The 24131-nt window shown below is 63.5% G+C and carries 20 protein-coding genes; 12 read left to right on the plus strand and 8 right to left on the minus strand.

Annotation, left to right across the window (positions count from 1 at the left end; all coding sequences use genetic code 11):
- The 3 genes from BA899_RS03695 to BA899_RS03705 all read right to left on the minus strand — a co-directional run.
- Positions 1-604: BCCT family transporter (locus BA899_RS03695; RefSeq protein WP_200833046.1), on the minus strand; the 604-nt coding region annotated here is incomplete at its 3' end.
- A gap of 42 nt (positions 605-646) precedes the next feature.
- Positions 647-1633, minus strand: a complete 987-nt coding sequence (locus BA899_RS03700; protein ID WP_159299766.1) for a membrane dipeptidase — start codon at positions 1631-1633, stop codon at positions 647-649.
- Positions 1634-1635: 2 nt separating this feature from the next.
- Positions 1636-3087 (minus strand): aldehyde dehydrogenase family protein, encoded by a 1452-nt coding sequence (locus tag BA899_RS03705; RefSeq protein WP_159299767.1) that lies wholly within the window; start codon positions 3085-3087, stop codon positions 1636-1638.
- 129 nt (positions 3088-3216) lie between these two features.
- Here BA899_RS03705 and BA899_RS03710 point away from each other — a divergent pair, with 129 nt between their 5' ends.
- The 5 genes from BA899_RS03710 to BA899_RS03730 all read left to right on the plus strand — a co-directional run bounded on the left by BA899_RS03710 (position 3217) and on the right by BA899_RS03730 (position 9720).
- Positions 3217-4083, plus strand: coding sequence for a LysR family transcriptional regulator (locus BA899_RS03710; RefSeq protein WP_159299768.1), 867 nt, complete (start codon positions 3217-3219; stop codon positions 4081-4083).
- 505 nt (positions 4084-4588) lie between these two features.
- Positions 4589-5989 carry an ABC transporter substrate-binding protein gene (locus BA899_RS03715; RefSeq protein ID WP_235013289.1) on the plus strand — a complete coding sequence of 467 codons (1401 nt, stop codon included), beginning with the start codon at positions 4589-4591 and terminating at the stop codon, positions 5987-5989.
- Positions 5990-5997: 8 nt separating this feature from the next.
- Positions 5998-6951: an ABC transporter permease gene (locus BA899_RS03720; RefSeq protein ID WP_159299770.1), complete on the plus strand. Its 954-nt coding sequence runs from the start codon at positions 5998-6000 to the stop codon at positions 6949-6951.
- On the plus strand, positions 6935-7753 hold the full coding sequence (locus BA899_RS03725) for an ABC transporter permease (RefSeq protein ID WP_144347565.1): 819 nt from the start codon (positions 6935-6937) through the stop codon (positions 7751-7753). Before BA899_RS03720 ends, BA899_RS03725 begins: the two co-directional genes overlap by 17 nt.
- Positions 7750-9720, plus strand: coding sequence for an ABC transporter ATP-binding protein (locus BA899_RS03730; RefSeq protein ID WP_159299771.1), 1971 nt, complete (start codon positions 7750-7752; stop codon positions 9718-9720). Before BA899_RS03725 ends, BA899_RS03730 begins: the two co-directional genes overlap by 4 nt.
- Positions 9721-9733: 13 nt before the next feature.
- Here BA899_RS03730 and cysG read toward each other — a convergent pair whose 3' ends face one another.
- A complete protein-coding gene (cysG, locus tag BA899_RS03735) occupies positions 9734-11128 on the minus strand; it encodes a siroheme synthase CysG (protein WP_159299772.1) in 1395 nt (464 codons plus the stop codon).
- 160 nt (positions 11129-11288) lie between these two features.
- Here cysG and BA899_RS03740 point away from each other — a divergent pair, with 160 nt between their 5' ends.
- From BA899_RS03740 to BA899_RS03750, 3 genes are read left to right on the plus strand one after another with little or no spacing between them, the layout of a single operon-like run.
- Complete coding sequence (locus BA899_RS03740; protein WP_159299773.1) at positions 11289-13040, plus strand: sulfite reductase flavoprotein subunit alpha; 1752 nt, start codon at positions 11289-11291, stop codon at positions 13038-13040.
- On the plus strand, positions 13040-14728 hold the full coding sequence (locus BA899_RS03745; protein WP_159299774.1) for an NADPH-dependent assimilatory sulfite reductase hemoprotein subunit: 1689 nt from the start codon (positions 13040-13042) through the stop codon (positions 14726-14728). The genes BA899_RS03740 and BA899_RS03745 overlap by 1 nt, the downstream gene beginning before the upstream one ends.
- Positions 14728-15417 carry a phosphoadenylyl-sulfate reductase gene (locus tag BA899_RS03750; protein ID WP_159299775.1) on the plus strand — a complete coding sequence of 230 codons (690 nt, stop codon included), beginning with the start codon at positions 14728-14730 and terminating at the stop codon, positions 15415-15417. The genes BA899_RS03745 and BA899_RS03750 overlap by 1 nt, the downstream gene beginning before the upstream one ends.
- On the opposite strand, the gene BA899_RS03755 is transcribed toward BA899_RS03750, so the two are convergent.
- Positions 15414-16055, minus strand: a complete 642-nt coding sequence (locus tag BA899_RS03755; RefSeq protein WP_159299776.1) for a DsbA family oxidoreductase — start codon at positions 16053-16055, stop codon at positions 15414-15416. The two genes, BA899_RS03750 and BA899_RS03755, sit on opposite strands and share 4 nt — an antisense overlap.
- Positions 16056-16163: 108 nt before the next feature.
- Between BA899_RS03755 and BA899_RS03760 the strand changes: the two genes are divergently transcribed.
- Entirely contained in the window at positions 16164-16661 is a 498-nt protein-coding gene (locus BA899_RS03760) for a carbonic anhydrase (protein WP_159299777.1), read from the plus strand.
- 20 nt (positions 16662-16681) lie between these two features.
- Here BA899_RS03760 and BA899_RS03765 read toward each other — a convergent pair whose 3' ends face one another.
- Positions 16682-17569: a homocysteine S-methyltransferase family protein gene (locus BA899_RS03765; protein WP_159299778.1), complete on the minus strand. Its 888-nt coding sequence runs from the start codon at positions 17567-17569 to the stop codon at positions 16682-16684.
- 106 nt (positions 17570-17675) lie between these two features.
- Between BA899_RS03765 and BA899_RS03770 the strand changes: the two genes are divergently transcribed.
- Positions 17676-18722: a serine hydrolase gene (locus BA899_RS03770; protein WP_159299779.1), complete on the plus strand. Its 1047-nt coding sequence runs from the start codon at positions 17676-17678 to the stop codon at positions 18720-18722.
- Here BA899_RS03770 and BA899_RS03775 read toward each other — a convergent pair.
- A complete protein-coding gene (locus BA899_RS03775; protein WP_159299780.1) occupies positions 18692-19642 on the minus strand; it encodes an acetamidase/formamidase family protein in 951 nt (316 codons plus the stop codon). The genes BA899_RS03770 and BA899_RS03775 overlap by 31 nt on opposite strands.
- A gap of 18 nt (positions 19643-19660) precedes the next feature.
- Entirely contained in the window at positions 19661-21466 is a 1806-nt protein-coding gene (locus tag BA899_RS03780; RefSeq protein ID WP_159299781.1) for a sigma-54-dependent Fis family transcriptional regulator, read from the minus strand.
- Between the two features lie 263 nt (positions 21467-21729).
- Here BA899_RS03780 and BA899_RS03785 point away from each other — a divergent pair, with 263 nt between their 5' ends.
- Both BA899_RS03785 and BA899_RS03790 read left to right on the plus strand, forming a co-directional pair.
- On the plus strand, positions 21730-22485 hold the full coding sequence (locus BA899_RS03785) for an SDR family NAD(P)-dependent oxidoreductase (RefSeq protein WP_144347557.1): 756 nt from the start codon (positions 21730-21732) through the stop codon (positions 22483-22485).
- A gap of 42 nt (positions 22486-22527) precedes the next feature.
- On the plus strand, positions 22528-24069 hold the full coding sequence (locus BA899_RS03790) for an ABC transporter substrate-binding protein (RefSeq protein WP_159299782.1): 1542 nt from the start codon (positions 22528-22530) through the stop codon (positions 24067-24069).
- Positions 24070-24131: the final 62 nt, after the last annotated feature.

Raw genomic sequence — 24131 nt, forward strand, 5'->3', positions numbered from 1 at the left:
GCATGACCCGGTCGCCGAACACCGGATAGAGCAGGGTGCGGGGCTGCAGGGGCTGACCCTTGACGTAGTGCGCATGCACCAGCACCAGACTGGTCAGCCCGCCCAGCACTGCCCAGGCAAGAAAACCCCAGTGCATGAACGACTGAGCGAGGGCGCCGCGGATGGCCTCGACGGTGCCGGTCTCGGTGTCAAAGGCCGGCGGCGTCTGGGCGATGAAGTGGTACACCGGTTCACCGGCGGCGAAGAACACGCCACCACCGGCCAGCAGGGTGCACATGATGATGGCCACCCAGCGGAAGGTGCTCATCTCGGGGGTGTCGAGATCGCCCATGACCGCGCCGCCGGCCGGCGAGATGGCCACCGCGATGGCAATGACGAAGGTCAGCAGCAGCAGCAGCTGGAAGTATGAGCCCAGGTACTTGGCCGTCCAGGCGAAGCCGCCGCCCACCAGCTGACTGACCAGATCGACGTCGAAGATGGACAGACCAACGAATAGCAGGATGAACCCGGCACTGAGGCCAAGCACCCATGGATCGCCGAAAGTCTCGCCGATGTTTGATGCCGGGGGCGCCTGAGTCCGGCGCTGATCGTTATCAGTACTCATGCTCTCTCTCCTCATCGTTCCATTGGTTATTGTCGGTTTTGGTCAGCCTTGGGGTTGTAATGCTCCGTCAAGGAAGCGACGCCAGTTCCCGCCGATCAAGGCATCGACTTCCGGTGACGAAAAGCCTCGTTTCTCGAGCCCCTGTTCGATGTTGGGGAAGTCAGCGGTTCCCCGTAGCCAGCCGAGTGGCGCGGGCCAGTCGGGCTGATCGGCCGAGCCCTCGCCATAATCCATGACCCGGGCCCAATGGCCGTTCCGCATCCACGAGAGCACCTCGATCGGCTGGTCCTGACAGAGGTCGGTGCCGATGGCGAGATGCGACGCGCCCATGACGTCTACGGCCCGCGCGACCATTTCGGTGAAGGCCTCCAGGGTGGTGTCCGAACGGGCGGGCAGATGGAAGGGATAGCAACTGAACCCCATCAGACCGCCACTCTCCGCCAGCGCTCGCATGACCCGTTCGGATTTGTTGCGCGGGGTGTCGCGGGCCGACTGCGGATTTGCGTGGGACACAACGGTCGGGCGGCTCGAATACTCAATCGCCTCGAGTGTCGAGCGCTCTGCGGTGTGGGAGGTGTCCACAACCATGCCAACGCGGTTCATCTCACGGATCGCCTCGCGGCCGAAGCGGGAGAGACCGCTGTCATCATCCTCGAGATAACCGCTGCACAGCAGCGACTGATTGTTATATGAGAGCTGCATGATGTGCACATCGAGCTGCTTGAACACCGATATGAGATCGATCGAATCCTCGATGGGGGAGCAGTTCTGGAGCCCGAGGATGATCCCGGTGCGCCCGCTGGCCTTCGCCCGGTCGATATCCGCCGCCGTTCGTATCGGCATGATCAGATCGGCATGCGCCTCGAAGCGCCGGTGCCAGGCGCCGATGTTGGCCATGAGTTCGCGGGCACTCTCCCAGTACGCGGCGGTGACGTGCACGGCATCCAGCCCCGCGGTCCGCATTTCCTCAAAGATCGCGCGGCTCCAGTTGCTGTACTGGAGCCCATCGATACGCACTCGTTCTGCCATGTTCAGGGCTCCCCGATCCGCACGTAGCTGGTCTTGACCTGGGTGTAGAACTCGCGGGCGTACTGACCCTGTTCGCGCGGCCCATAGCTCGATTCGCCGCGACCGCCGAAGGGCACGTGATAGTCAGTGCCGGCGGTGGGCAGATTGACCATCGTGCAGCCGAATCGGGCCTGTCGACGGAAATGGTTGGCCGCCGACAGCGACTCGGTGACGATCCCAGCGGTGAGGCCGAAGCGGGTGTCGTTGGCGACTTGCAACGCCTCGTGCGCGTCGCTGACCCGAATGACGCTGGCCATTGGCCCGAACATCTCTTCCTGGTTGATGCGCATGTCGTTGCGCGTCCCGGTGAATAGCGTCGGCTGCAGGAAGTAGCCCTCCGTATCGGCGCTCGCCACGCTGCCGCCCACAGCGATTTCCGCGCCCTCGCGGCGGGCGGTCTCGATCCAGTCGAGATCGCTCTGCAGCTGACCGGCGTCCACCACCGGACCGATCGCGGTGCTCGGATCGAGCGCATGCCCCACACGGGCGGCGGCCAGCCGCTCGCTAAGGGCCTCGACAAAGCGGTCATGGATACTATCCGCGACGATCAGCCGCGATGAGGCGGTGCACTTCTGGCCGCTGCCCGAGTAGCCGCCCACGAACGCGCACTGGACTGCGGTGTCAAGATCGGCATCGTCGAGGACCACCAGCGGGTTTTTCGACCCCATCTCCATCTGCACCCGGGTGAGGTTCTGCATCGCACGCAGTCCGACTCGCCGCCCGGTCTCCACTGACCCGGTGAAGGTGATGGCGTCGATATCGGGAGCGCTGACCAGGGTGTCGCCCACTTCGCTGCCACGGCCCATGACGAGGTTGAATACACCGGCGGGCAGATTCTGGCGCGAGACGATCTCGGCGAAATACCAGGCACTCGCGGGGACCAGGTTGGCGGGCTTCCAGACCACCGCATTGCCGAACGCCAGTGCCGGCGCGATCTTCCAGGCGGCAGTGGCGATTGGGAAGTTCCAGGGCGAGATGACGCCGACGACGCCCACCGGTTCACGCTGCGCCAGCACCTCGATGCCAGGACGCACGGAATCGGCTACGTCGCCAATCTGGCGGTGGACCTCGGCGGCGTAGTAGTGGAAGAACTGACCGGCGCGATAGACCTCACCTTTACCTTCGGCGAGTGGCTTGCCCTCCTCGCGCGAGAGCTCCCGACCCAGTGCTTCGGCACGCGCCATGAGCTCCGTGCCGATCGCCAGCAGCGCCGTATATCGGGCCTCCAGCCCGGCCTGCGCCCACGCTGGCTGGGCATGGCGCGCGGCGTCGATCGCCTCCCGGGTCTGCGCTGCGTCGGCTTGGGCAAATGCCCCAAGGCTGTCACCCAGGTCAGATGGGTTGCGGTTGTCGGTGGTGTCGACACCGGCGCGCCATGCACCGCCGATGTAGTTTTTGTGCAGGGTATCCGCCATGTCTCCTCCTTTTTCCATGGCCCCAATATTTGCGGCTGCCGGATAAAAGTAAAGTTGATTTAAAAAATGATTTAATAAGATAATCTAATCGACATGGCGCGTGTGTCGCTTTTTGAGAGGACGCCGTTCATGGCGCTTAAACTCCAACCGCTTCGTTACTTCCTCTGGGTGGCTGAGACCGGCAGCTATCACGCCGCGGCGGACCATGCCGCCCGCAGTCAGCCGGCGGTCTCACTGGCCATCCGCGATCTCGAAGAGCAGCTCGGTCAGCCCCTGTTCGAGCGAGGCCGGCATGCACAACTCACGCCTTTCGGCAGCGAGCACTACCCGCAGATTCGTGCGCTCGTGGATCACCACGATCGGGTGAGCCAGACGCTCAGCGATAGTGCCGAGCGCCGGGTGGGGCGGGTGTCACTGGCCTCGATTCCCTCCTATGCGGGGCGGGAACTGCCGGGGATTCTCGCGCGCTTCGCTCGGGCCCATCCCGGGGTTGAGGTGACGGTGGAGGACGACACCGCCGTACGCGTGCAGCAACGCGTTATTGAGCGACGTGTGGACTTTGGTATTGGCACCGGTATTGCGCTTGATGCCGATCTTCGATTCGAGCATCTGGCCGAGGATCGGATGGGGCTCGTCTGTCGTTCGGATCACCCACTGGCGGCCGTCCGGGCGCCATGTTCCTGGGAGGCGATCCGCCCGCATACACTCATCACGAACGGGACGTTCCGCCAGGTCAGCGACCCGGAGGCGTTAGCGATTCTTACCGCCGCGCGGTTCCATGTGCCCAACATCACCTCGTTGCTGGCGATGGTGCGTGGAGGGCTGGGTGTGACGCTGTTACCCGAGCTGGCGCTGGTGGGTGAGCGGGATGACCTCGTTTTCCGGCCCCTGGCGGGTGATAGCGCCACGCGCGATATCGGCTTGATCAGCCCACGGCATGAGACGCCCCGGCCGGCTGCGGCGGCCCTGCTGGCGGCGATTCGGGGTATGCATTAAGGTCTCCGTAACAGCCGTTTACGCTGACTTGTTAATTAAAATACGCGCTATCCGAATCCCGGAGATCCCGATAAAATCACGTGCTGCGAGCGCAATGGGGGCCAATGATCGTCGATGCGGCTCTCCGCCGTCTCCGTGAAAACCGGACGCACCAGCGGGTCGTTGGGTAGACGCTCGTAGAGGGCGTTCGCGAGTGTGTGGATGGCTTGCGGGCTGTCCAGGTCGGTCATAGGGTTTTGGAGACATCAACGTCGTTCAACCGTCAATCCGTTGTTAATACGCCGTGCCCACTGATACGAGTGCGCTGAACCTGATTGCCCAAGTACGGTCCATCAACCGGTACTATGATGACGAAAACTTTAAAAGAGACGACGCCATGGATTTGATCGATCGTCGCCGTCGGCGACTCATGCAGGGATTGGGGGTTGCCGGTGCGGTGACCGCGACCGGGACGTGGCCGATGCTTGGTCATGCGCAGAACCCGACTCGCGGGGGAACACTCCGCATGGCACTGCCGCTCGCCGAGAATCTCGAGCCGGTGACCATGAGTGGTGGCGGTGTCATCGCCATCGTCCAACAGGTCGCGGAGTATCTGGTCTGGGCCGAGGATGACCTCAGCCTGCGCCCGGTGCTCGCGACCGACTGGTCATCGCAGGACAACGCCCGTATCTGGCACTTCAAGCTTCGGGAAGGCGTTGAGTTTCATAACGGCCAGGAGATGACGAGCGCGGATGTCGTGGCCAGCTTCCGGCGCATGGTCCAGCCCGACAGTGGCTCCTCCGGTGCCGCACAGCTCGACTTCCTAAAGCCCGAGAACGTCACCGCGGATGGGCGCTATGGGGTGCGCTTTGCCCTGGATCGTCCAGTGGGCGCCTTCCCGTACTACACACACGTGTACAACGCAGTGATCCTGCCGGCCGATTACGACGGTGACTTTGCGAATAACCCGATTGGCACGGGCCCCTTCCGGCTGACCGATTATCGCCCGCAGGAGGGTGCCAGCCTCGAGCGCAATCCGCGTTACTGGAATGATCCGCTGCCCTACCTGGACAATGTCGAGATGGACTTCTACGACGGCTCACAGCCGCAGGTACTCGCCATGCAGGGCGGTGAGGCGGATGCCATGCTCTCGGCGGGCTATATCGATATCCGGCCCCTTTTCGAGGCCGACAACGTGCGCATGGTCACCCAGCCCACCGCGACGCATGCGCAGGTCACCATGCGCACGGACCAGAAACCCTTTGATGATGTGCGGGTCCGGCAGGCCGTCGCCCTGGCGGTTGATCGACCGAGGGCGATGGAGGTGCTGCTGGGCGGCAATGCGGCGATCGGCAATGACCACCCGCTCGCGCCGATCTATCCAGTCGGTGTGGAGCTGGATCAGCGTCAGAAAGACCTCGAACGGGCGAGGGCGCTACTCGCCGAGGCGGGCTATCCCGATGGCTTCCCGATCGATCTCCACGTCGGTCGTCTTGCCGAGCTCCCGCAGTACGCCGAGATGCTCCAGCAGATGTTGAGTCAGGTCGGTATTCAGGTTGATCTGAAGATCGAGCCGTTGAACGTCTATTACGATCATTGGACCGAGGTGACGTTTGGTGTGACGGACTGGGCGAGTCGGGCGACGCCGGGGCAGATCCTCAATGCGGCATTCCGCGGCGGCGCGGATTGGAATGCACCGAAGTGGACGAATGCCCGTTTCGACGCGCTGCTCGATGATTTCGAGCGCGAGCCGGATCCGGAGGCGCGTGCCGAGATCGCCGACTCACTCGCGGCAATCCTGCAGGAAGAGGTCCCGGCGGTGATCGGTTATTTCAAGGACGGCTTCCGACCGGTCAATAAACGGGTGATGAATCTGCCCGGTAATATGTCGAACTTCCTTGATCTGACTCGTACCTGGGTGACCTGAACCCGTCCATGCTGCGCTATACCGCCCGGCGGCTGATGCTGCTTGGCCTGACGCTGCTCGTTGCATCGGTGCTCATCTTCACGATGACGACGGTGCTGCCGGGCGACGTCGGCCGGATCATTCTGGGTCCCTTCGCCCAGGAGAGCGCCGTTGAGGCGCTGAATGAGGAGCTGGGTCTGAACCAACCCATCGCCGTGCGGTATTTTCAGTGGATAGGGGGCGTGCTGCAGGGCGACTGGGGCGAGTCGCTGTCGTTGAATACCCCGGTGTTGCCGCTCGCGTTGGAGCGGCTCGGCCGCTCGCTGGTGCTCGCCGCGCTGGCGATCGGCATCCTGATCCCGCTGGCCATTGGCGTGGGGGTCGCGGCCGGGCGCCGCCCCGGTGGGGGCCTCGATCGGGTGGCATCCATTCTGGGTCTGGCGCTGGGGGCCATGCCGGAGTTCGTCACGGGCGTTGTGCTGATCGTGGCTTTTGGTATCGCGCTCCCGTGGTTCCCGGTGCAGGCCGTGACCGGGCCGGATGGCGGGTTCTGGGCGATGCTCCATGGTCTGGTGCTACCGGCGATGTGCCTGGTGCTGCTGCTGTTTGCATACCTCTTTCGAATGACCCGGGCTGGCATGATCGCCGCGCTCGAGGCGGACTACACGCGCACGGCACGGCTGAAGGGTCTGCCCGAGCGGATCGTGCTTCGACGCCACGTCCTTCGCAACGCGCTCCTGCCGACGGTGACCGTGATCGGCGCGCAGCTCGGCTGGCTGGTGGGTGGACTGGTTGTTGTCGAGAGCCTGTTCCGGTATCCGGGTATCGGGAGTCTGCTCCACAACGCGGCCTCCAACAAGGACGTGCCATTGCTTGCAGGCTGCACGCTGCTGGTGACGCTGGTGTTTTCCCTCGCCAACCTGACCGCGGACCTTGTCTATGGCCTGCTCAACCCGCGGGTGCGCGATGCCGTCGCTGAGTAGTCTCTGGCGCCGCTCGCCGGGGCTCACCGTGGGGCTCGTCATGGTGGGGCTCTGGGTCGTCACCGCGGCACTGGCGCCCTGGGTGGCCCCTCATGCGCCGACCGCGATGGGCATCGGGCCAACCACGGCGCCGCCGTCCCTGGCGCACTGGTTGGGCACGGATGAGTATGGGCGGGATATCCTCAGCCGCGTTATCTACGGTGGCCGTTATGTGCTTGCGATCGCACCGGCATCGACCCTGCTGGGGCTTGTCATTGGGACGCTGTTAGGACTGATCTCCGCCTACAATGGCCGCTGGCTTGATGAGCTCATCATGCGCCTTCTGGATGCGGTCATGGCGTTCCCGATCGTGGTGCTCGCGTTGCTGGCGCTGACAGCGCTGGGTAGCTCAACGCTGAATGTCATCCTGGTGATCGGACTGGTGTTCGCACCGCTGATCGCCCGGACCGCCCGCGCCGCCGCACTGACTGAGGTCCGCAAGGAGTATGTGGAGGCCGCAAGGCTTCGCGGCGAGGGTTATTTTCGGGTGCTGATGGTCGAGGTCGCCCCCAATATCCGTGGTCCCCTGATGGTGGAGGGAACCATTCGTCTTGGCTATGCGGTTTTCACATCGGCGACGCTCGGGTTTCTGGGGCTGGGCGTTCAGCCGCCTGCGCCGGATTGGGGATTGATGGTCGCGAGTAGCCGATCCCTGCTCACGACGGCACCCTGGGCGGTTCTGGCGCCGGCGATGGCGATTGCCTTTGTCGTCATCGGGTTTTCCCTGATCTCTGATGGCCTGCGGGACCTGGAAACGCAATGAGCACACCCCTGCTGGCCTTTGAAGATCTGTGTGTGGCGTTCCGTCGCAGGGGGCAGTGGCTTGAGGCGGTCAGCGGCGTGGACCTGGTCATCGGGGCCGGCGAAACGGTCGGCCTGGTCGGGGAGTCCGGGTGCGGTAAATCGACCCTCGCCATGGCAGCGCTCGGGTATCTGCCGGAAAACGCCCGGATACCCCGGGGCCGTGTCCGCCTTGCCGGCGAGGACCTCGCCGAGCTGACCCCGGCGGCTCTGCAGGATCGACGCGGCAACCAGGTCGCGGTGGTCTACCAGAACCCGGCAACCGCACTTAATCCCGCACTGACGATCGGCCGCCAGTTGACCGAGATTTTTGAGTACCAGCAGGGACAATCCGTCAAAGAGGCACGGCGCGCAAGCGTTCGCCTGCTCGAGCAGGTGCGCATCGCCGAGCCGACACAGCTACTCGATGCCTATCCCCATCAGATCTCCGGTGGCATGCAGCAGCGGGTGGTGATTGCGATGGCTCTGGCGGGTTCGCCGGACCTGCTGGTGCTCGATGAGCCGACGACGGCGCTTGATGCCAGTATCCAGGCGGAGGTTCTCGCGCTATTCGAGACGCTGCGCGCGGAACTGGGACTGGCCATGCTGCTGATCAGCCATGACCTGGCCGTCGTTCGTTCGGTGTGCGATCGAGTGGCGGTGATGTATGCCGGTGAAATCGTTGAGTCGGCACCGGTCCGGCAGTTGTTCGAGCAACCGCGACATCCTTACACCGCATCGCTGATGGACTGTATCCCGAGGGGTGAGGCGCATTGGCAATCCGGGCGGTTGGCGTGGATCCCGGGTAATCCGCCGGCCCTGGATGATCGACCCATGGGTTGTGCCTTTGCGCCCCGCTGCCCGATCGCGCGCGATGCCTGTCGGCATCAGGCGATTCCGCTGCGCAGGCTTGATCAAACGCATCGCAGCCGCTGTCTTTTCCCGGAGGAAACCGCGCCACCGGGCGGTAACCGGCCGCCCGCCGAGCCCATCAGGCGATCCATTGGCGGGCCCGTACTGGCCTGTGAAGACCTGGTGATGGAATACGGCGGTGTTCGTATTCTCGACCGGGTCAGCCTCGATGTGCGCGAGGGGGAGACGGTGGCGTTGGTGGGTGAATCAGGGAGTGGCAAAAGCACGCTGGCAAGAGGGCTGACGGGACTGACCGAGCCGGTGGCGGGTAAAGCGCTGCTTGAAGGTCATCCGCTGTCGCCACAGCAGCGCCAACGCGGCCTTAACGCGCGTCGCTCGCTGCAGATGGTGTTCCAGTCCCCCGAGAACACCCTGAATGCGAGTCACCGCATCGGTCCTGCGCTTGCCCGGGCCATACGGGGGCTGGGTGGACTGAGTCGGGCCGAGGCACGGGCGGCGGTGCCCGACCGATTGCGTCAGGTTGCGCTGGAAGTCGATACGGCCGAGCGTCGCCCCGGGCAGTTGTCCGGCGGGCAACGCCAGCGGGTCGCGATCGCCCGCGCCTTCGCCGGGGACCCGCGAGCGATCATCCTCGATGAGCCCACTTCGGCGCTGGATGTTTCGGTTCAGTCGGCAGTCCTCGACCTGTTGATTGACCTGCAGCAGCGCCGTGGCACGGCCTATTTATTCATCTCCCATGACCTGGCGGTGGTGCGCTATATCGCCGATCGCATTGCGGTGCTCTACCTCGGTCGCATCATGGAGTCGGGACCGGTGGAAGGGGTGTTCGAGGGGCCGCGTCATCCGTATACCGACCAGCTGCTGGCCGCGATTCCCGGGGTGGGTGATGGCCCGCCGGTCACCCAGCCGCAACGTGAGAATCCCGGTGCGGAGGCACGGCCGTCGGGCTGTCCGTTTGCCGCCCGGTGTCCCTACGTAATGCCGCACTGCGCTGAAACGCCGCCCCCGGCCCGTGAACCGTCACCGGGTCGGGTGGTGCATTGTCATCTGCCGGTCGAGTCGCTACCGGGCTGGTGAGTGTTTACCGTTGTCACGCGGGGACAGTGACAGAAGCCGCCACCTCACCAATGAACGTTATAGCGGGCGAAACCAGTTGATGGGCATGCGCGAGGGATGAGAGCTCACCCAGTTGCCCCGTGATCCGCCGTTGCATAGGTTGACTGGCATTTTCCACGATCGCGACGGGCGTCTCAGGTGAGCGGCCATGCGCGATAAGATTATGCTCGACCTGATCGAGGGTCGAAATGCCCATATAAAAAGCAAGTGTCTGTTTCTCCGCCGCAAGCGCAGCCCAGTCAATGCAATCGATCCCTTTGGCGCAGTGTGCGGTGACCAGACGGACCGATTGTGATCGATCCCGCTGAGTCAAGGGCATCTTCAGGGCGGCAGCGGCCCCCGACGCAGCCGTGATCCCGGGGATGATGGACAGGCGGACATCAGCAGCCTGCAGCGCGTCGATTTCCTCGCCGGCCCGGCCGAAGATCAGCGGATCGCCCCCTTTAAGGCGGACAACGCGGGCGCCACTGCTTGCATGCTCGATGAGCAGCTCGCAGATCTGTGCCTGATCGATGCCTTTATCGCCCGCCCGCTTGGCGACGCTGAGCAACTTCGCATCACGTCGTGCGTAATCGAGTATCGACCGATCCATGAGGCCGTCATAGGCGATGACATCAGCGCTCTGTATGGCACGTAATGCGCGGAGTGTGAGTAACTCCGGATCGCCTGGGCCCGCCCCGACAAGCATGACCTCGCCGGTTGGCGTCTGGCGCTGATCCGCCAGCGACTCCAGGATGTGATTCGCGGCCGCGTTGTCATCGCCCTGATCCGCGGCGTCGGCGGGAGGGCCTGCCATCGCCCAATTGAGGAACTGGCGACGTTTCGGAATCTCCGGGTAGCGTGTTCGAATCGGCACGCGCAGCTCGCTGAGGAGGCTGGCGAGACGGCCCGATCCCGGGCGTAACATTCGTTCAATCCGGCTGCGGGTCATCCTTGCCAGCTCTGGAGCAGTCCCGGCGGAGCTAACAGCGATCATCAACGGCGATCGGTCGACAACTGACGGTACGATCGCGCTGCACTGCTCGAGCTGGTCCACGGCGTTGAACGGTACGCCTTGTCGCTCGGCCTGGTCACGAACCCACTCTAAAGTCGCCGGCGCCGCGTCGGCGACAACGATCAAGTGTCTGTCACCAAGATGTCGCGGCTCGACCGGCGGTTTCATCCATTCGATCACTCCGTCCGCCGCGAACGCTGCGAGATCCTCGGTGAGCGCATCCGCGATGACGGTGATCTGCGCCCCGGCCCGGCTCAGGCGACGGACTTTACGTTCCGCCTCGATGTTCCCACCGATCACTAACACCTGACGCTGTTTCAATCGCAGGAAAATCGGGTAGAAAGGGGATCCGGTATTGCTACTTATATTACGCATTATTGGAGAATATCGGGTTCTACAGCATCCGAAAAATATCGCTGCTTTATATGCGTATTCCAGAAAGTTCTTTTGACGTTTTGGTCTGCATATCTAGACTTCGCAAAAGTAATTGTAGACGGGATGACGTATGCCGGGTTTAGGGCAACTGAACGCAGTGTTGGAAAAGCATCTTCGCGCACTGGTCTCAACGGCAGACCGGGACGAACTGCTGTGGGTGTCGGGATATACCGCCGGTCTGGCGACCGCCGATGTGGAAGTGACGGATCAACCGCTCGATGCGCCCGCCGCCAGTGCTCCAACAGCGCCCGCCACGCAGTCGCTGACGATCTGGTACGGCACAGAGACAGGTAATGCGCAGGGTGTCGCCGAACGGCTCAAACAACAGGCGGAAGCACGTGGCATTGATGTCGAGATGTCTGATCTGGCGACGGTCAATCCGCGCCAGATCCGTAAAAAAGAACTGCTTGCGCTGGTGTTGAGCACCCATGGCGACGGCGAGCCGCCCGAGACCGCCGAGGGATTCCACCGGTACTTGCATGCCGACAACGCACCCCGCCTGGATGATCTCGAATACAGCGTCCTTGCGCTGGGTGATTCTTCTTATCCGGACTTCTGCGAGGCGGGGAAGAATATCGATGAGCGGCTGCAGGCGCTCGGGGCATCACCGTTAGGTCCTCGCATTGACTGCGACGTCGAGTTTGATGCTGAAGAGGCTCAGTGGGCCTCTATGTTGTTTGAACGGCTTGAGTCCGCTCCGCAGTCCCAAACGGTACAAGCCGTCCCGTCCACGGGGTCGCAGCATGATCGCCGTAATCCATACCACGCGGAGGTGCTCGAACGCGCGCCACTGACGGTTCCGCCGTCCGGCAAGCGCGTGGGCCACGTGGTGCTCTCGCTGGAGGATAGCGGTATCGAGTATGCGCCTGGGGATTCACTGGGTATCCAGCCGCGCAACGACGATGCTCTGGTGGACGAACTGTTGCAACTGACCGGGCTGTCTGGTGACGAGGAGGTAGCCGTCGATGACTCGAAGCTGACGTTGCGGGCGGCCGCGACTGAGCGGCTGGAACTCACGCAGGTCGTTGTGCCATTTCTGAAGGAATGGGCGGCTCTGACCGGTCATGACGCACTGGAGGCAATCGCTAACGATCGGGAGCGTCTGCGTGACTGGTTGAGCACGCGTCAGACCGTGGATGTCATCCGTGCCTACCCCGGCGAGGTTAGTGCCGATCAGCTGGTGGGAGCGCTACGTAAGTGCCCGCCTCGGCTCTATTCAATCGCCTCGAGCCCTGAATTGGCCGATGGTGAGGTGCATCTGACAGTCCGTCTCGAGACCGGCGAGCACGACGATCGTACTCGGACCGGTGCGGCTTCGGGTTATCTACTCGAGCGTCTCCAGGTCGGTGACACGGCCCCGGTTTATGTCGAACCGAATCCGCGCTTCAAGCTGCCGGAGGCAGGTTCCACTCCCGTCATCATGGTTGGTCCTGGCACCGGGGTCGCTCCGTTTCGGGCCTTTATGCAACATCGTGAAGCGATCGGTGCAACGGGAGGCAACTGGTTGTTCTTCGGTGAACAGCACCGCCGGACGGACTTTCTCTACCAGCTCGACTGGCAGCACTGGCAGGAGACCGGACTGCTCAACCGGTTATCCGTTGCCTTTTCGCGGGATGGAGCGGAACGCAAATATGTACAGCACCGGATCCTTGAGGAGGGTGCCGATGTGAATGAGTGGCTCGAGCGCGGTGCGCACTTCTACGTCTGTGGTAACGGGCGAGGAATGGCAGAGGCGGTCGAAGACGCGCTGAAAACGGTCATCGCCACGGAGCGTGGATTCAATGATGAGCAGGCACAACAGGCAATCGACCTGCTGAAGAGCGAGGGCCGTTACCAGAAGGATGTCTACTGATGGCTAAAAATCTTGACCTTGAAAAAATAAAGGCGCAAAGCCGAGGCCTGCGCGGAAGGCTTGTCGCAAGCCTGGAAAATGACACCACGGGCGCTGTCCATCCCGAGGATACTGCGATCACCAAGTTCCACGGTATCTATCAGCAGGATAACCGGGAGAGTCGCCGTCAACGTCGAGAGGCGAGGCTTGAACCGGATTATCGGTTCATGATCCGTGTGCGGGTGCCGGGTGGTGTGGCATCGCCTCAGCAGTGGTCGGCACTGAATGAAACGGCGTATCAGCTTGGCGGTGGCAGTCTGCGCTTGACAACGCGTCAGGCCGTTCAATTCCACGGCGTCACCAAAGAGGATCTGCCGGACCTTATGCGTCGGCTTGATGCGGTGCTGATGGACTCGTTGGCTGGATGCGGGGATGTCAATCGGAATGTCATGTGTCATGTCCAGCCTGAGGCAGGCCCTCTCCACGCCGAGACGTCACGCATCGCGCGGGAAATCAGCACGCATCTGACGCCACGTACGGATGCATGGCGGGAGATTTGGGTTGACGGCGATAAAGTCGATACCAAGGAGATTGAGCCGGCTCCGGACCCGCTTTACGGCCGGACGTATCTCCCCAGGAAATTCAAGATAGGGATTGCTCTGCCGCCGATTAATGACGTTGATGTCTACAGTCAGGATATCGGCCTGATCGCGATCGAGCGAAATGGTGGCCTTATCGGGTTTAACGTGCTGGCGGGTGGTGGCTTGGGCTGCAGTCAGGGTGATCCAAACACATTTCCGCGGCTCGCAGAATCGCTCGGATTTGTCCGGACCGAGGACGTAGTCGCCGTCTGCGAGGCGATCGTAACCGTCCAGAGGGATTACGGGGATCGTGAGAATCGCCGCCATGCTCGCTTCAAATACACCGTTGACGACCGTGGCATCGAATGGCTTGCAAAGGAAGTCGCGACACGGAGCGGAGTTACGCTCGATCATCCCATCCCGGTCGCGTTCAACGGCAATGGAGATCGATTCGGGTGGCATAAAGCTGTTGATGAGCGATATCAACGAACGGTCTTCGTTGAAGGCGGGCGACTCACTGGCGAGACACGTGAGGCACTCGCGCGCATTGTCCGTGATTACAGCGAGGATGTTCGCATCACACCCAATCACAACGTCATTCTAAGCGGTATCCGGCCGTCTGACTGTGAGTCCGTCGATACGCGTCTGCGTGATGCAGGTCTGGATGATGAATCGGTCTCGGTGCGCCAGCGTCATTCGATGGCGTGTGTTGCTTTCCCGACTTGCGGCCTGGCGATGGCGGAGTCCGAGCGGTATCTCCCGACATTGCTGGCGTCCATTGACGAAATTGCGGTTCGTCACGGAATTGGCGATGTTCCCATGACGATCCGCATGTCGGGTTGCCCGAACGGCTGCTCACGGCCCTATCTCGGAGAAATTGGTTTCGTTGGCCGTGCACCGGGACGATACAACATGTATCTCGGTGCGGCCTTTGATGGCTCGAGGCTCAATCGAATTCATCGCGAGAATATCGACGAACCGACAATTCTTGAAATCATTGATCAGCTATTCGCGGCTTTTGCACAGAATCGTGCAGTTGATGAGGCGTTCGGCGATTACCTCATTCGTTCCGGGACGATTTCCGCCACCGTTCATGGCAGCGAGACAAACGAGTTGCGGGGCGACTAATGGTGGACAGGATCGATAGGGGTGAACAGGGTGACGGATTAGCAGAGATGAGTGCCACCGATCGGGTCCGATGGGGTCTTGAGACCCTGCCCGGGCGAGCCGTTCTGAGTTCCAGCTTCGGTAATCAGGCGGCTGTTCTGCTGCACATGACTACCTCCATCCAGGCCGATATACCGGTTGTGTTCATTGACACGGGCTACCATTTCGCCGAGACCTATCGGTTCGTCGAGCAACTGACCAAGCGGTTGGATCTCAATTTGCACGTCTTCTCGGCAGCGCGCAGCGCTGCCTGGCAGGAAACGATAGACGGTAAACGCTGGGAGCAGGGCGGGGACGCCTTACGCCGCTACAACGATGAGAACAAGGTCGAACCGATGAGGCGAGCACTGGATGAATTGCAGGCGGGGGTCTGGATCAGTGGCCTGCGGCGTGTGCAGTCGGCTTCACGTTCGGATATCGCGTTCCGGGAATCGCGATGGGGCGTTGAAAAGCTTCATCCGCTCGCCGACTGGAGCGATTATGATGTCCACCAGTACCTGACGCGTTATGCCTTGCCATATCACCCGCTTCGGGAGGCCGGTTACATTTCTATTGGAGACTGGCATACGACCCGTGCCGTCGGTGATGTCACCGATTCCGAAGATCTGCGGTTCGGTGGGTATTTCCGGGAATGCGGGCTGCATCGTTAGGTCTCGGCAATCTCTCGGATCGCATCGACGAGGCTGCTGGCCGGCTGAGCGCCCGAGATCAGATAGCGTCCGTCGATCACGAAACCCGGCACGGCACTGACGCCCGCCTGCATGAATCGTTGCTCGGCCGCCCGGACGGTCTCCGCATAGCGATCGGATCGGGCGACCGCCTCCGCCGCTTCACCGTCCAGGCCAACCTGCTGCGCCGCCTCGCGCAGGACCACCGGATCTGATGGACGCTTCGCCTCACCGAAGTAGGCATCGAACAGCGCCTGCTGCAGCGCGGTCTCGCGGCTCTGTTCGGCGGCCCAGGCGAGCACGCGGTGGGCATCGAACGTATTGTGCGCACGTCGCGCCCTCGCACCATCGAAATTCAGCCCCAGGTCGCTGGCGAGCTTGATCATTTCGCCCTGGGTGCGCTCAACACGCTCGGCATCCTGGCCGTATTTATTGCATAGATGCTCGAGTATCGGCTCGCCCTCGGGTGGCATGTCCGGATTCAGCTCGAACGGCTGCCATGCGAGCTCGACTTCGATCTCGCCGGCGAGCGTCTCCAGCGCGTGTTCAAGGCGTCGGTAGCCAATCGCACACCAGGGGCAGGCGATGTCTGAAACCAGATCGATTCGAAGGTTCTGCATGATCCATCTCCTTAGATGAGTCTGGAATAAGCCCATGAATACTCGGTATTACTGGCCTGACACGCTGGCTGATACGCTCCAGCTCCAAACTATTAGGAGCAGATCACCATGAGTCGAGCCGACGAGTTTATTGACGCCAACCGGCAGTACGCCAGCCAGTTCACGCAGGGCGACCTGCCCATGCCCCCCGCGCGTCAGGTGGCCGTGGTGGCCTGCATGGATGCCCGGCTGGATGTCTATCGCCTGTTGGGTCTTGGTCTCGGCGAGGCGCACGTCATCCGTAATGCCGGCGGCGTCGTCACCGACGATGTGGTGCGCTCGTTGCTTATTTCGCAGCGCCTGCTGGGGACCACGGAAATCGTCCTGATCCACCACACCGACTGCGGCATGCTGACCTTCAAGGATGATGCGGTCAAAGCCGATATCGAAAAGGAGACGGGCCATCGGCCGGCGTTCGCGCTCGACGCATTCGACGACCCCTATGCCGATGTTCGCCAGTCGATCCGCCGGTTGAAGGCCGTCCCCTACCTGCCCAATGGCCAGGCCATCAGTGGATTTGTTTATAACGTCGCTCACGGAACGCTGGAGCCCGTGAGCGAGGCGTAAAATCAATGAGCCACGCGTGATCAGTCATCCGGGGTGCGGAATCCCCGGCGCAGGGCATCGATCCGCTGAATATGGGCCGGGCCGATCTCGCAGCATCCGCCCACCAGCGTGGCGCCCGCAGCAATCCACTGCTGGACATGCCGGGCGTAGGCTTCGGGTGTCAGGCCCTCGCGGGCGGCCAATGACTCAACCGTGCCGCCGGGCCTGAGCTCGGCGGCCGCCTCAAAGCCATTGGCATAACCACCAAACGGCACATCGTGACCGGCGAGGTCGGCCATGGCCCGCGTCAGTGCCTCGGGTGCCGAGCAATTGACCAGAACGGCTTCCGCCCCCTCGGCGACCACCGCCTGCGCGGCGTCGGCCAGTCGCTCACCGGATCGAAGCTTGCCGCCGTCCGCGTCATCCACCGTAAAGGCGACCCAGACGGCATGGCCGTGCGCCTTGGCGGCGCGCGTGGCCGCTACGGCCTCGCGGGTCAGTGTCATGGTCTCGGCGATGAAAAGGTCCACGCCCTGCGCCTGGGTCGCGGCGAGGCGCTCGTAATCGCGCCGGCAGGTGGCGTCATCCGGGACGACGTCCGCATGGTAGCTCGCCACGAGGGGCGGCAGGCAGCCGGCGATGCGCACCGCCCGACCGCTGTCACGCCGCGCCCGATGCGCCGCGTCAAGGGCGGCTTGATGCAAGGGCTCGAACCATGTCGGGTCACCGTCCCGGGCAAGACGCAGGGGCGTTGCGGCATAGTTATTGGTGATGATGATGTCCGCCCCGGCATCGATGTAATCGCGGTGGGCGGCGGTGACAAGCGCGGGCTCGTCCATCATGACCTGGGCCGACCACAGTGCCGAGGCCCGCTTCTGACTGCGCTTGCGCAGTTCCTGTCCCATACCGCCGTCGAGAAGAGTGATCATGCCGAGTCCCCAGTGTGGTCGCGCGTTAAGGTATCCGCGGCTGAGACAGTGCGGTGGCGCAGAAGTTGAGCCGCGTTCCATCTGCGTTGTCTGCTATTGTCGGGTGATGGGGCTCAACCGCCGTCGTAATCTGCTGGCACTGCTCGTGGCGGTGCTGCTCATCCCGGCCATCGGCGCCGCCGACTGTCGCATCGAAGACAGCGGCCTGAGCGCGCTGGCGGCGTCGGCTGACCGGTTCAAGACGCTACGCACGCTGCATGTAGCGGTGGCGGGTGAGCCGGTGGTTGGCCGAGGTTTTCGTGGGGCATCGCCGCAGGCGGCCACCAATGTCAAGTCGGCGTCCAAGACCCTGATGGCGGCGCTGGTCGGCGCGGCGATCCAGCAGGGCGTGATCCGCGGCGTGGACGAACGGGTCGCCGACACGTTGCCGGAGGCGATGCCGGCCCAGGCGCCCGAGCCCCTCGGCCACCTCACGCTTGAACATCTGTTGTCCATGCAGGCGGGGCTGGAGCGCACCTCCGGCGAGCATTATGGGGCCTGGGTGGCCAGTGACCACTGGGTGAAGGCCGTCCTCGACCAGCCCATGAAAGGCGAGCCAGGCGGCGAGATGCGCTACTCCACCGGCAACACCCATTTGTTGTCGGCCATTCTCCAGCGGCGTACCGGTGCCTCGGCGTACGCGCTCGCCAACCGCTGGCTCGCCCCGGCGGGTGTCCAGGTGACCGACTGGATCACCGACCCGCAGGGCGTCGCACTGGGTGGCAATCAGGTGGCCATGCGGCCGGCGGCGCTGCTGTCACTGGGGGAGCTCTATCGGCGCGGTGGCGTCACCGCCGACGGCGAGCGGCTGCTCCCCGAGGGCTGGGTGAGGGCAAGCTGGCAGGTGCGCGGTCGCTCACGCTGGACCAACGATGGGTACGGCTACGGCTGGTTCATCCGCTCGTTCGCCGGCTATCCCGGCTACTACGGCTGGGGCTATGGCGGGCAGATGCTCTATGTGATTCCCGAGCTGGCCATGACGGTGGTGATCACCTCGGACCCCAACAAGCCCTCCGGCCGGACGGGCTATCGGGATGCGCTGCATGGTTTCGTCAACCGACTGGCGGATCGTGTCGCAGCGCTTCAGGGGGCCTGCGTGGCATCTTTTGGATAGAGCATGTGGACGCCTTTGTTGCCGTCGACCACCTGGGTGATGCGTAGGTCGCCCAGCATGCTGGCCATCATGTAAGCCTGACTGCGATCGAGCCCGGTCCGTGCGGTCAGTAGCTGCACCATCTGCCGGACCGCCTGCTCCGCCGCCTGATCGAGGCTGGGATGCAGGCCCATGCTGATCCAATGGCTGGGGGTCTCTGCGAAGGGTGCGGATTCAGGGATGTCGCGGCGGACCGTCAGGCGGAAGCGTCCCTGCAGTGCGGTCTCCAGCGCATCGATGCAGACCTCGCCGTCGCCCTGGCGGCCATGCCCATCGCCGACGCTGAACAGCGCGCCGTCGTTGAATACCGGCAGATAGAGCGTCGTCCCCGGAACCAGCGCCCGGTTATCGATGTTGCCGCCAAAGGCCCAGGGCACGGGCGAGGCGAGGCGCCCCCACTCCGGCGGTGGCGCGACGGCCATAATGCCAAAGAACGGGTCGAGCGCGATCGACTGTCCCCACGGCAGGGTGGCCTGATTCCGAACGCGGTCGATGTCGATCAGTATCTGCTGATAGTCGGTGAACTCGGCCGGCAGGATCCCCTTGAGGGGCAGGATCTCGCAGAAGCCCCAGTCCTGGCGGGGGGTGGCCGCGAGGATGTCGATCTGCAGGCAATCCCCGGGTCGCGCGCCGTCGACGTGGATCGGGCCGGTGAGGTGATGCACGCCTTCACCCCGCTCCTTTCGCTGCGCCTCGAGCACCGCGCGGTGATCGGGCAGGACGCGCGCCGGGTCGGCGGGCAGGTTTTCGGGCTCACCCGAGAGGGTGTCGATGACGACCTCGTCGCCCGATTGGACATGCAGGACCGCTGGGCGGGCGGCGTCCAGATAGCCCCAGGCAACGGTATCCGGCGTGGCGGTCAGATGATGGGGGGCGGGCATTCAGGCGCACTCCGGTGGCTATTGCAGGTATTTGTAGACGGTGGTGCGGGACAGGCCCAGACGCCGGGCCGCATCCGCGACGTTGCCCTCGCACTGTTCGACCATCAGGGCGATGGTCTGGCCGTGGACATCGCGCCACTTCAATCCATTGTCGGTGAGCTGCAGCAACGCCTCGGCGATCCGGCCGGCGGTAACCGGCGAGTCCACGGCGGTGGCGAGATCGGGAAAATCTTCGATGACCAGTTCAAATCCTGCCGTCCGCACGCTGGCATGCTGCAGCTGGGATCTGAGTTCATGGAGGTTGCCCGGCCAGTGATGCCCCTGCAGCGCTTTCAGGGCGGCGGCGGTAAGGCGCAGATCGGGCTGGATCTCCGCCAGGCAGTGTTCGATCAGTTCATCCAGGTCATCGCGCTCGCGCAGTGGCGGCACGGCGACGCGAAAGCCGGCCAGTCGATAGGCCAGATCGGTGCGCAGTCGTCCCTGGCTGGCTTCATGGGCGGGGCCCTCCAGTCCAGTACTGATGAGCAGCACATCGTTGTCCTGCAGCCGCTCGACCAGTCGCAGCAGGGCCGCCTGGGTGGTGGAATCGAATTCGCCGGGGGCGTCGATGCACAGGGTGCCGCCTTCGAGCATCGCGGGGGTGATCGCCTCGGGCGAGTCGCCGGGGCGCAGGCAGTGCCAGGCGCCCTGGCGGCCGGTGCTCGCGTGGATGAAGCCGGCGAGGGCGGTCTTGCCGGTGCCGGTCTCGCCGTCAATGCTGATGCAAAGGCCACGGTGAGCGGCCTGGGGCAATCCCGTGACGCGCTCGGCGAGGACCGGGTCCTCGAGGATCAGTGCGGGGGTCGCCGCCTGCGCGGCGCCGTCATCGGTGACAGGCCGGGTCGCCACGGGGACCGCCCGGGCGGACAGGGCGAAACTGGCGCGGTTTGACAGGCAGCGCATCGAGGCGGCGGAGCCGAAGCGGTCGCGCACCCGGACCGTCTCGCCGCGGCCCAGGCGGCTGGCCAGGCTCTCGAGGGGTTCCTCGAAGACCGCTGAGAATGACCGGCCGATCAGATCGCTCAGCCCAGCCAGAAAAATACCGCCGCGGCGATTGAACGCGACGATGCGGTAGTCCCGGTCCAGCACCAGTACCCCGACGCTCAGGGTGTCCAGATATTCCGGGCGGGGATGGAACAGCAGGATCAGTTGATCCTCGCAGCGCGAGCGGATCAGGCAGTTCTCAATATTGCCGGCGGACATCTGCAGCAGCGCGGCGGTGTGCTCCTGGCGGTGGGCGGCCGTGGTGGAGGCGTCAAGCAGCCCGGCGATGGCGCCGCGCCCGTCAAAGATCGGCGTGCAGATGCACGAGACCCCGGCGTTGGCACGCAGGTAGTGTTCCTCCCCATAGACGTGCGCGGGCCGGCCGGTCTTGAGCGCGATACCGAGGGCGTTGGTGCCGCGCACCACCTCGGTCCAGTCCGATCCGGGCACCACCGTATGGGCGGCGGCGTTGTCGGCGAACTGATGGTCCACCAGTGTCTGCAGAATCAGACCATCCGAGCTGCCCAGCGCAATCATGAAGTTGGACCCGGCGATCTGGTCGTAGAGCAGCTCGATCTCGGGCCGCGCAAAGCGGATGAGGTCGTCGTGGGATTCGCAGGCATCGCGCAGTGCGTCGGCATCAAGGTCCGCGAGGCGGGCCGGGCCCAGGGGATCGAGTCCAAGGTCAACGCAACGCTGCCAGCTCTCGGCGATATCCGGCGGCAGCGACGCGGTGGAGACACGCCCCCGCCGCTCGAGGCATTGCCGGGCCCTCGAGATCTCCCGCGACTGAATAGCCACATTGTCCTCCTCGCGCCGACCCCGATTTTTAGTGAACGCAAAGGCCATGGGGTTCTGGCGTAACGGCTTTGAAATTACCCCGCTTTACGGGGGCGATCAAGTCATCGCGACCGGAACGCACAGGAGTGTCCAGAGATTGGACAGTCGCTTTGAAGTGTTCAGTTTTTGGACACAAAAAACGTTTATAATCAGGTACTTGCAATTGCGTCCCAGGCTCCTGTATTGATGATGTCGATCGCGACAAAAACAGGAGGAGATCGACAATGAGTGCACAGAAACTAGCGGGCAAGCGCGCCTTGATCACCGGTGGCTCAAGGGGCATCGGCAAGGGCATCGCCACGCTTTTCGCCGAGCATGGTGCGGATGTGGCGTTCTGCCATTACAACGATGCGGAGCGCGCCAGCGAGACCGCCCACGAGATCGAGGCGATGGGGCGTCGGGTCTACTCCGCCGAGTGTGATGTCAGCCAGCCCGCCAACGTGCAGGCGTTCTATGCCGATGCCAAGAACGCGCTGGGCCAGATCGACATCCTGGTCAATAACGCCGGTCACAACATCACCGAGCCGTTTGAGGACATCAGCGAGGCGAGCTTCGACCGCATGTGGTCGGTGCATGTGAAGGGCACCTACTTCATGACTCAGGCGGTCTATCGCGACATGAAGCCCCGCGGCGAAGGGCGGATCATTAACGTGACTTCGCAGCTCGCCTACAAGGGCGCCCCGGCCCTGACCCATTACTGCTCGGCCAAGGGCGCGAACATGACGTTCACCCGGGCCTTGGCACTGGAGTGCGCCGACACCGGCGTGCGGGTCAATGCGGTCGCCCCCGGGGTCACCCACACCGACCTGCTGACACCGCTCGCGCAGGAGGTCCTCGACGGCCTGAAAGCGGCGATTCCGATCGGCCGGTTCGGCGAGGTCGAGGAGATCGCGCCCTCGGCGCTGCTGCTCGCCTCGGATGACGGCAGCTTTTTCCACGGCACCTGCATCTCGCCCAACGGTGGCGAAGTCATGCTCTGATCGCGGAGCAGTCTAAAAAAAGAGAGAAAAGAGGAGAGAATCATGCACAGTGAAAAACTGTTGCGTTCAGCCAAGGTCCTGACCGCGGCGTCGGCACTGGGGCTTGCGGCCGGCATGGCGTCGGCCGAGGACTACACCCGGTTCGGCATCGAGCAGGACGTCCCCGGGATGTGCAGCTACGAGTCCATTGATGCCAAGGACTACAGCGGTCGCGAATTGACCGTGATCACCCATGCGATTCCGGTCATCGGTGAGCCCACCAAACTCCACGCCGAGCAGTTCTCGGAGCTGACCGGCGCCGACGTCGAAGTGGTGCATGTGCCGTTCGGGGACCTGTTCCAGCGCATCATGATCCCGTTCCAGACCGGGCAGGACGCCTATGACGTGCTGTTCTACGCCTCGCTCTGGCTGGGTGACTACAACCCCTATCTGGCCAATGTGCCCGAGGAGTACCAGTCCACGGCGGGCATGCAGGGCCTCACCGACACCACTCGCGATGTGGGGATGTGGGGCGGTGAGATGAAGCAGTACATCATGGATGGTGACCGCCATTACCTGAAATATCGCGAGGATATCTTCAGTGATCCGGACATGCAGGCGCGGTTTCTCGAGGAGACCGGCCGTGAGCTGACCGTGCCCGAGACCTGGGAGGAGTACAACGAAGTCGCGCGCGTGTTCACCGGCTGGGACTGGGATGGCGACGGCGATCCCAATTATGGCTCGGCCGAGGTGGTCAAGCGTGACGATCTGATGTTCTCGGCGTTCATCAGCCGTGCGGCGCCGTACGCCAAGCATCCCGATGTCGGCGGCGGGTTCTTCTTTGATCTCGAGACCATGGAGCCGCTCATCAACAACCCGGGCTGGGTCCGCGGGCTTGAGCTGTTTGTCGAGGCGCAGGACGCATTCCCCCCGGGCGGCACCAACTTTGGCCTGGGTGACGAGATCTTCTCGTTTGGCGGTGGCGAGACGCTGATGAGCTACAGCTGGGATGACGCACTCATCCAGGCGCAGCAGGCCGACAGCCCCATCCGTAACGACGTCCGCACGCAGATGCTGCCGGGCGCCCGCGAGGTGTGGAACCGTGAGACCGGCGAGTGGGACACCTTCGAGGAACCCAACCGCGCGGCCTACATCACCTGGGGCTGGACCAGCGCCGTGGCGCAGTCGAGTGAGAACAAGGACATGGCGTTCGACTATCTGTGCTTTTTCTCCAATGAGGCCAATACCCGTCACGATCTGCAGATCGGCCGATTCGGCGTCAATCCCTACCGCGCCGGTCACTTCGACGCCGACTTCTGGGCGGACGATCTGGGCTGGGATCGGGACATGGCCGAGCAGTATGTGGAAACGCTCGAGCGCATCGACAGCTACGATAATCGGGTCTTCGACCTGCGTGTCCCGGGTGTCGGCCAGTTCATGACCTCACTCGCGGCCGGTGTGGCCGAGGCGGTCGCCGGTCAGGCGACGCCGCAGGCGGCGCTGGATGGAGTTGCCGAGGAGTGGTCGCGGATTGTCGATCGGATCGGCAAGGACCGTGTCCGCGAGGCCTACGCCAACGTGGTCGAGATCGAGGACGCGCGCTAGCTCGTCATTCCAGGGGCGGTCCGGCGCGGTCGGGCCGCCCCTTCTGACCGAGTCGATGACGG

The organism is Spiribacter sp. SSL99 (assembly GCF_009805925.1).
In the GTDB taxonomy this organism is placed as follows: domain Bacteria; phylum Pseudomonadota; class Gammaproteobacteria; order Nitrococcales; family Nitrococcaceae; genus Spiribacter; species Spiribacter roseus.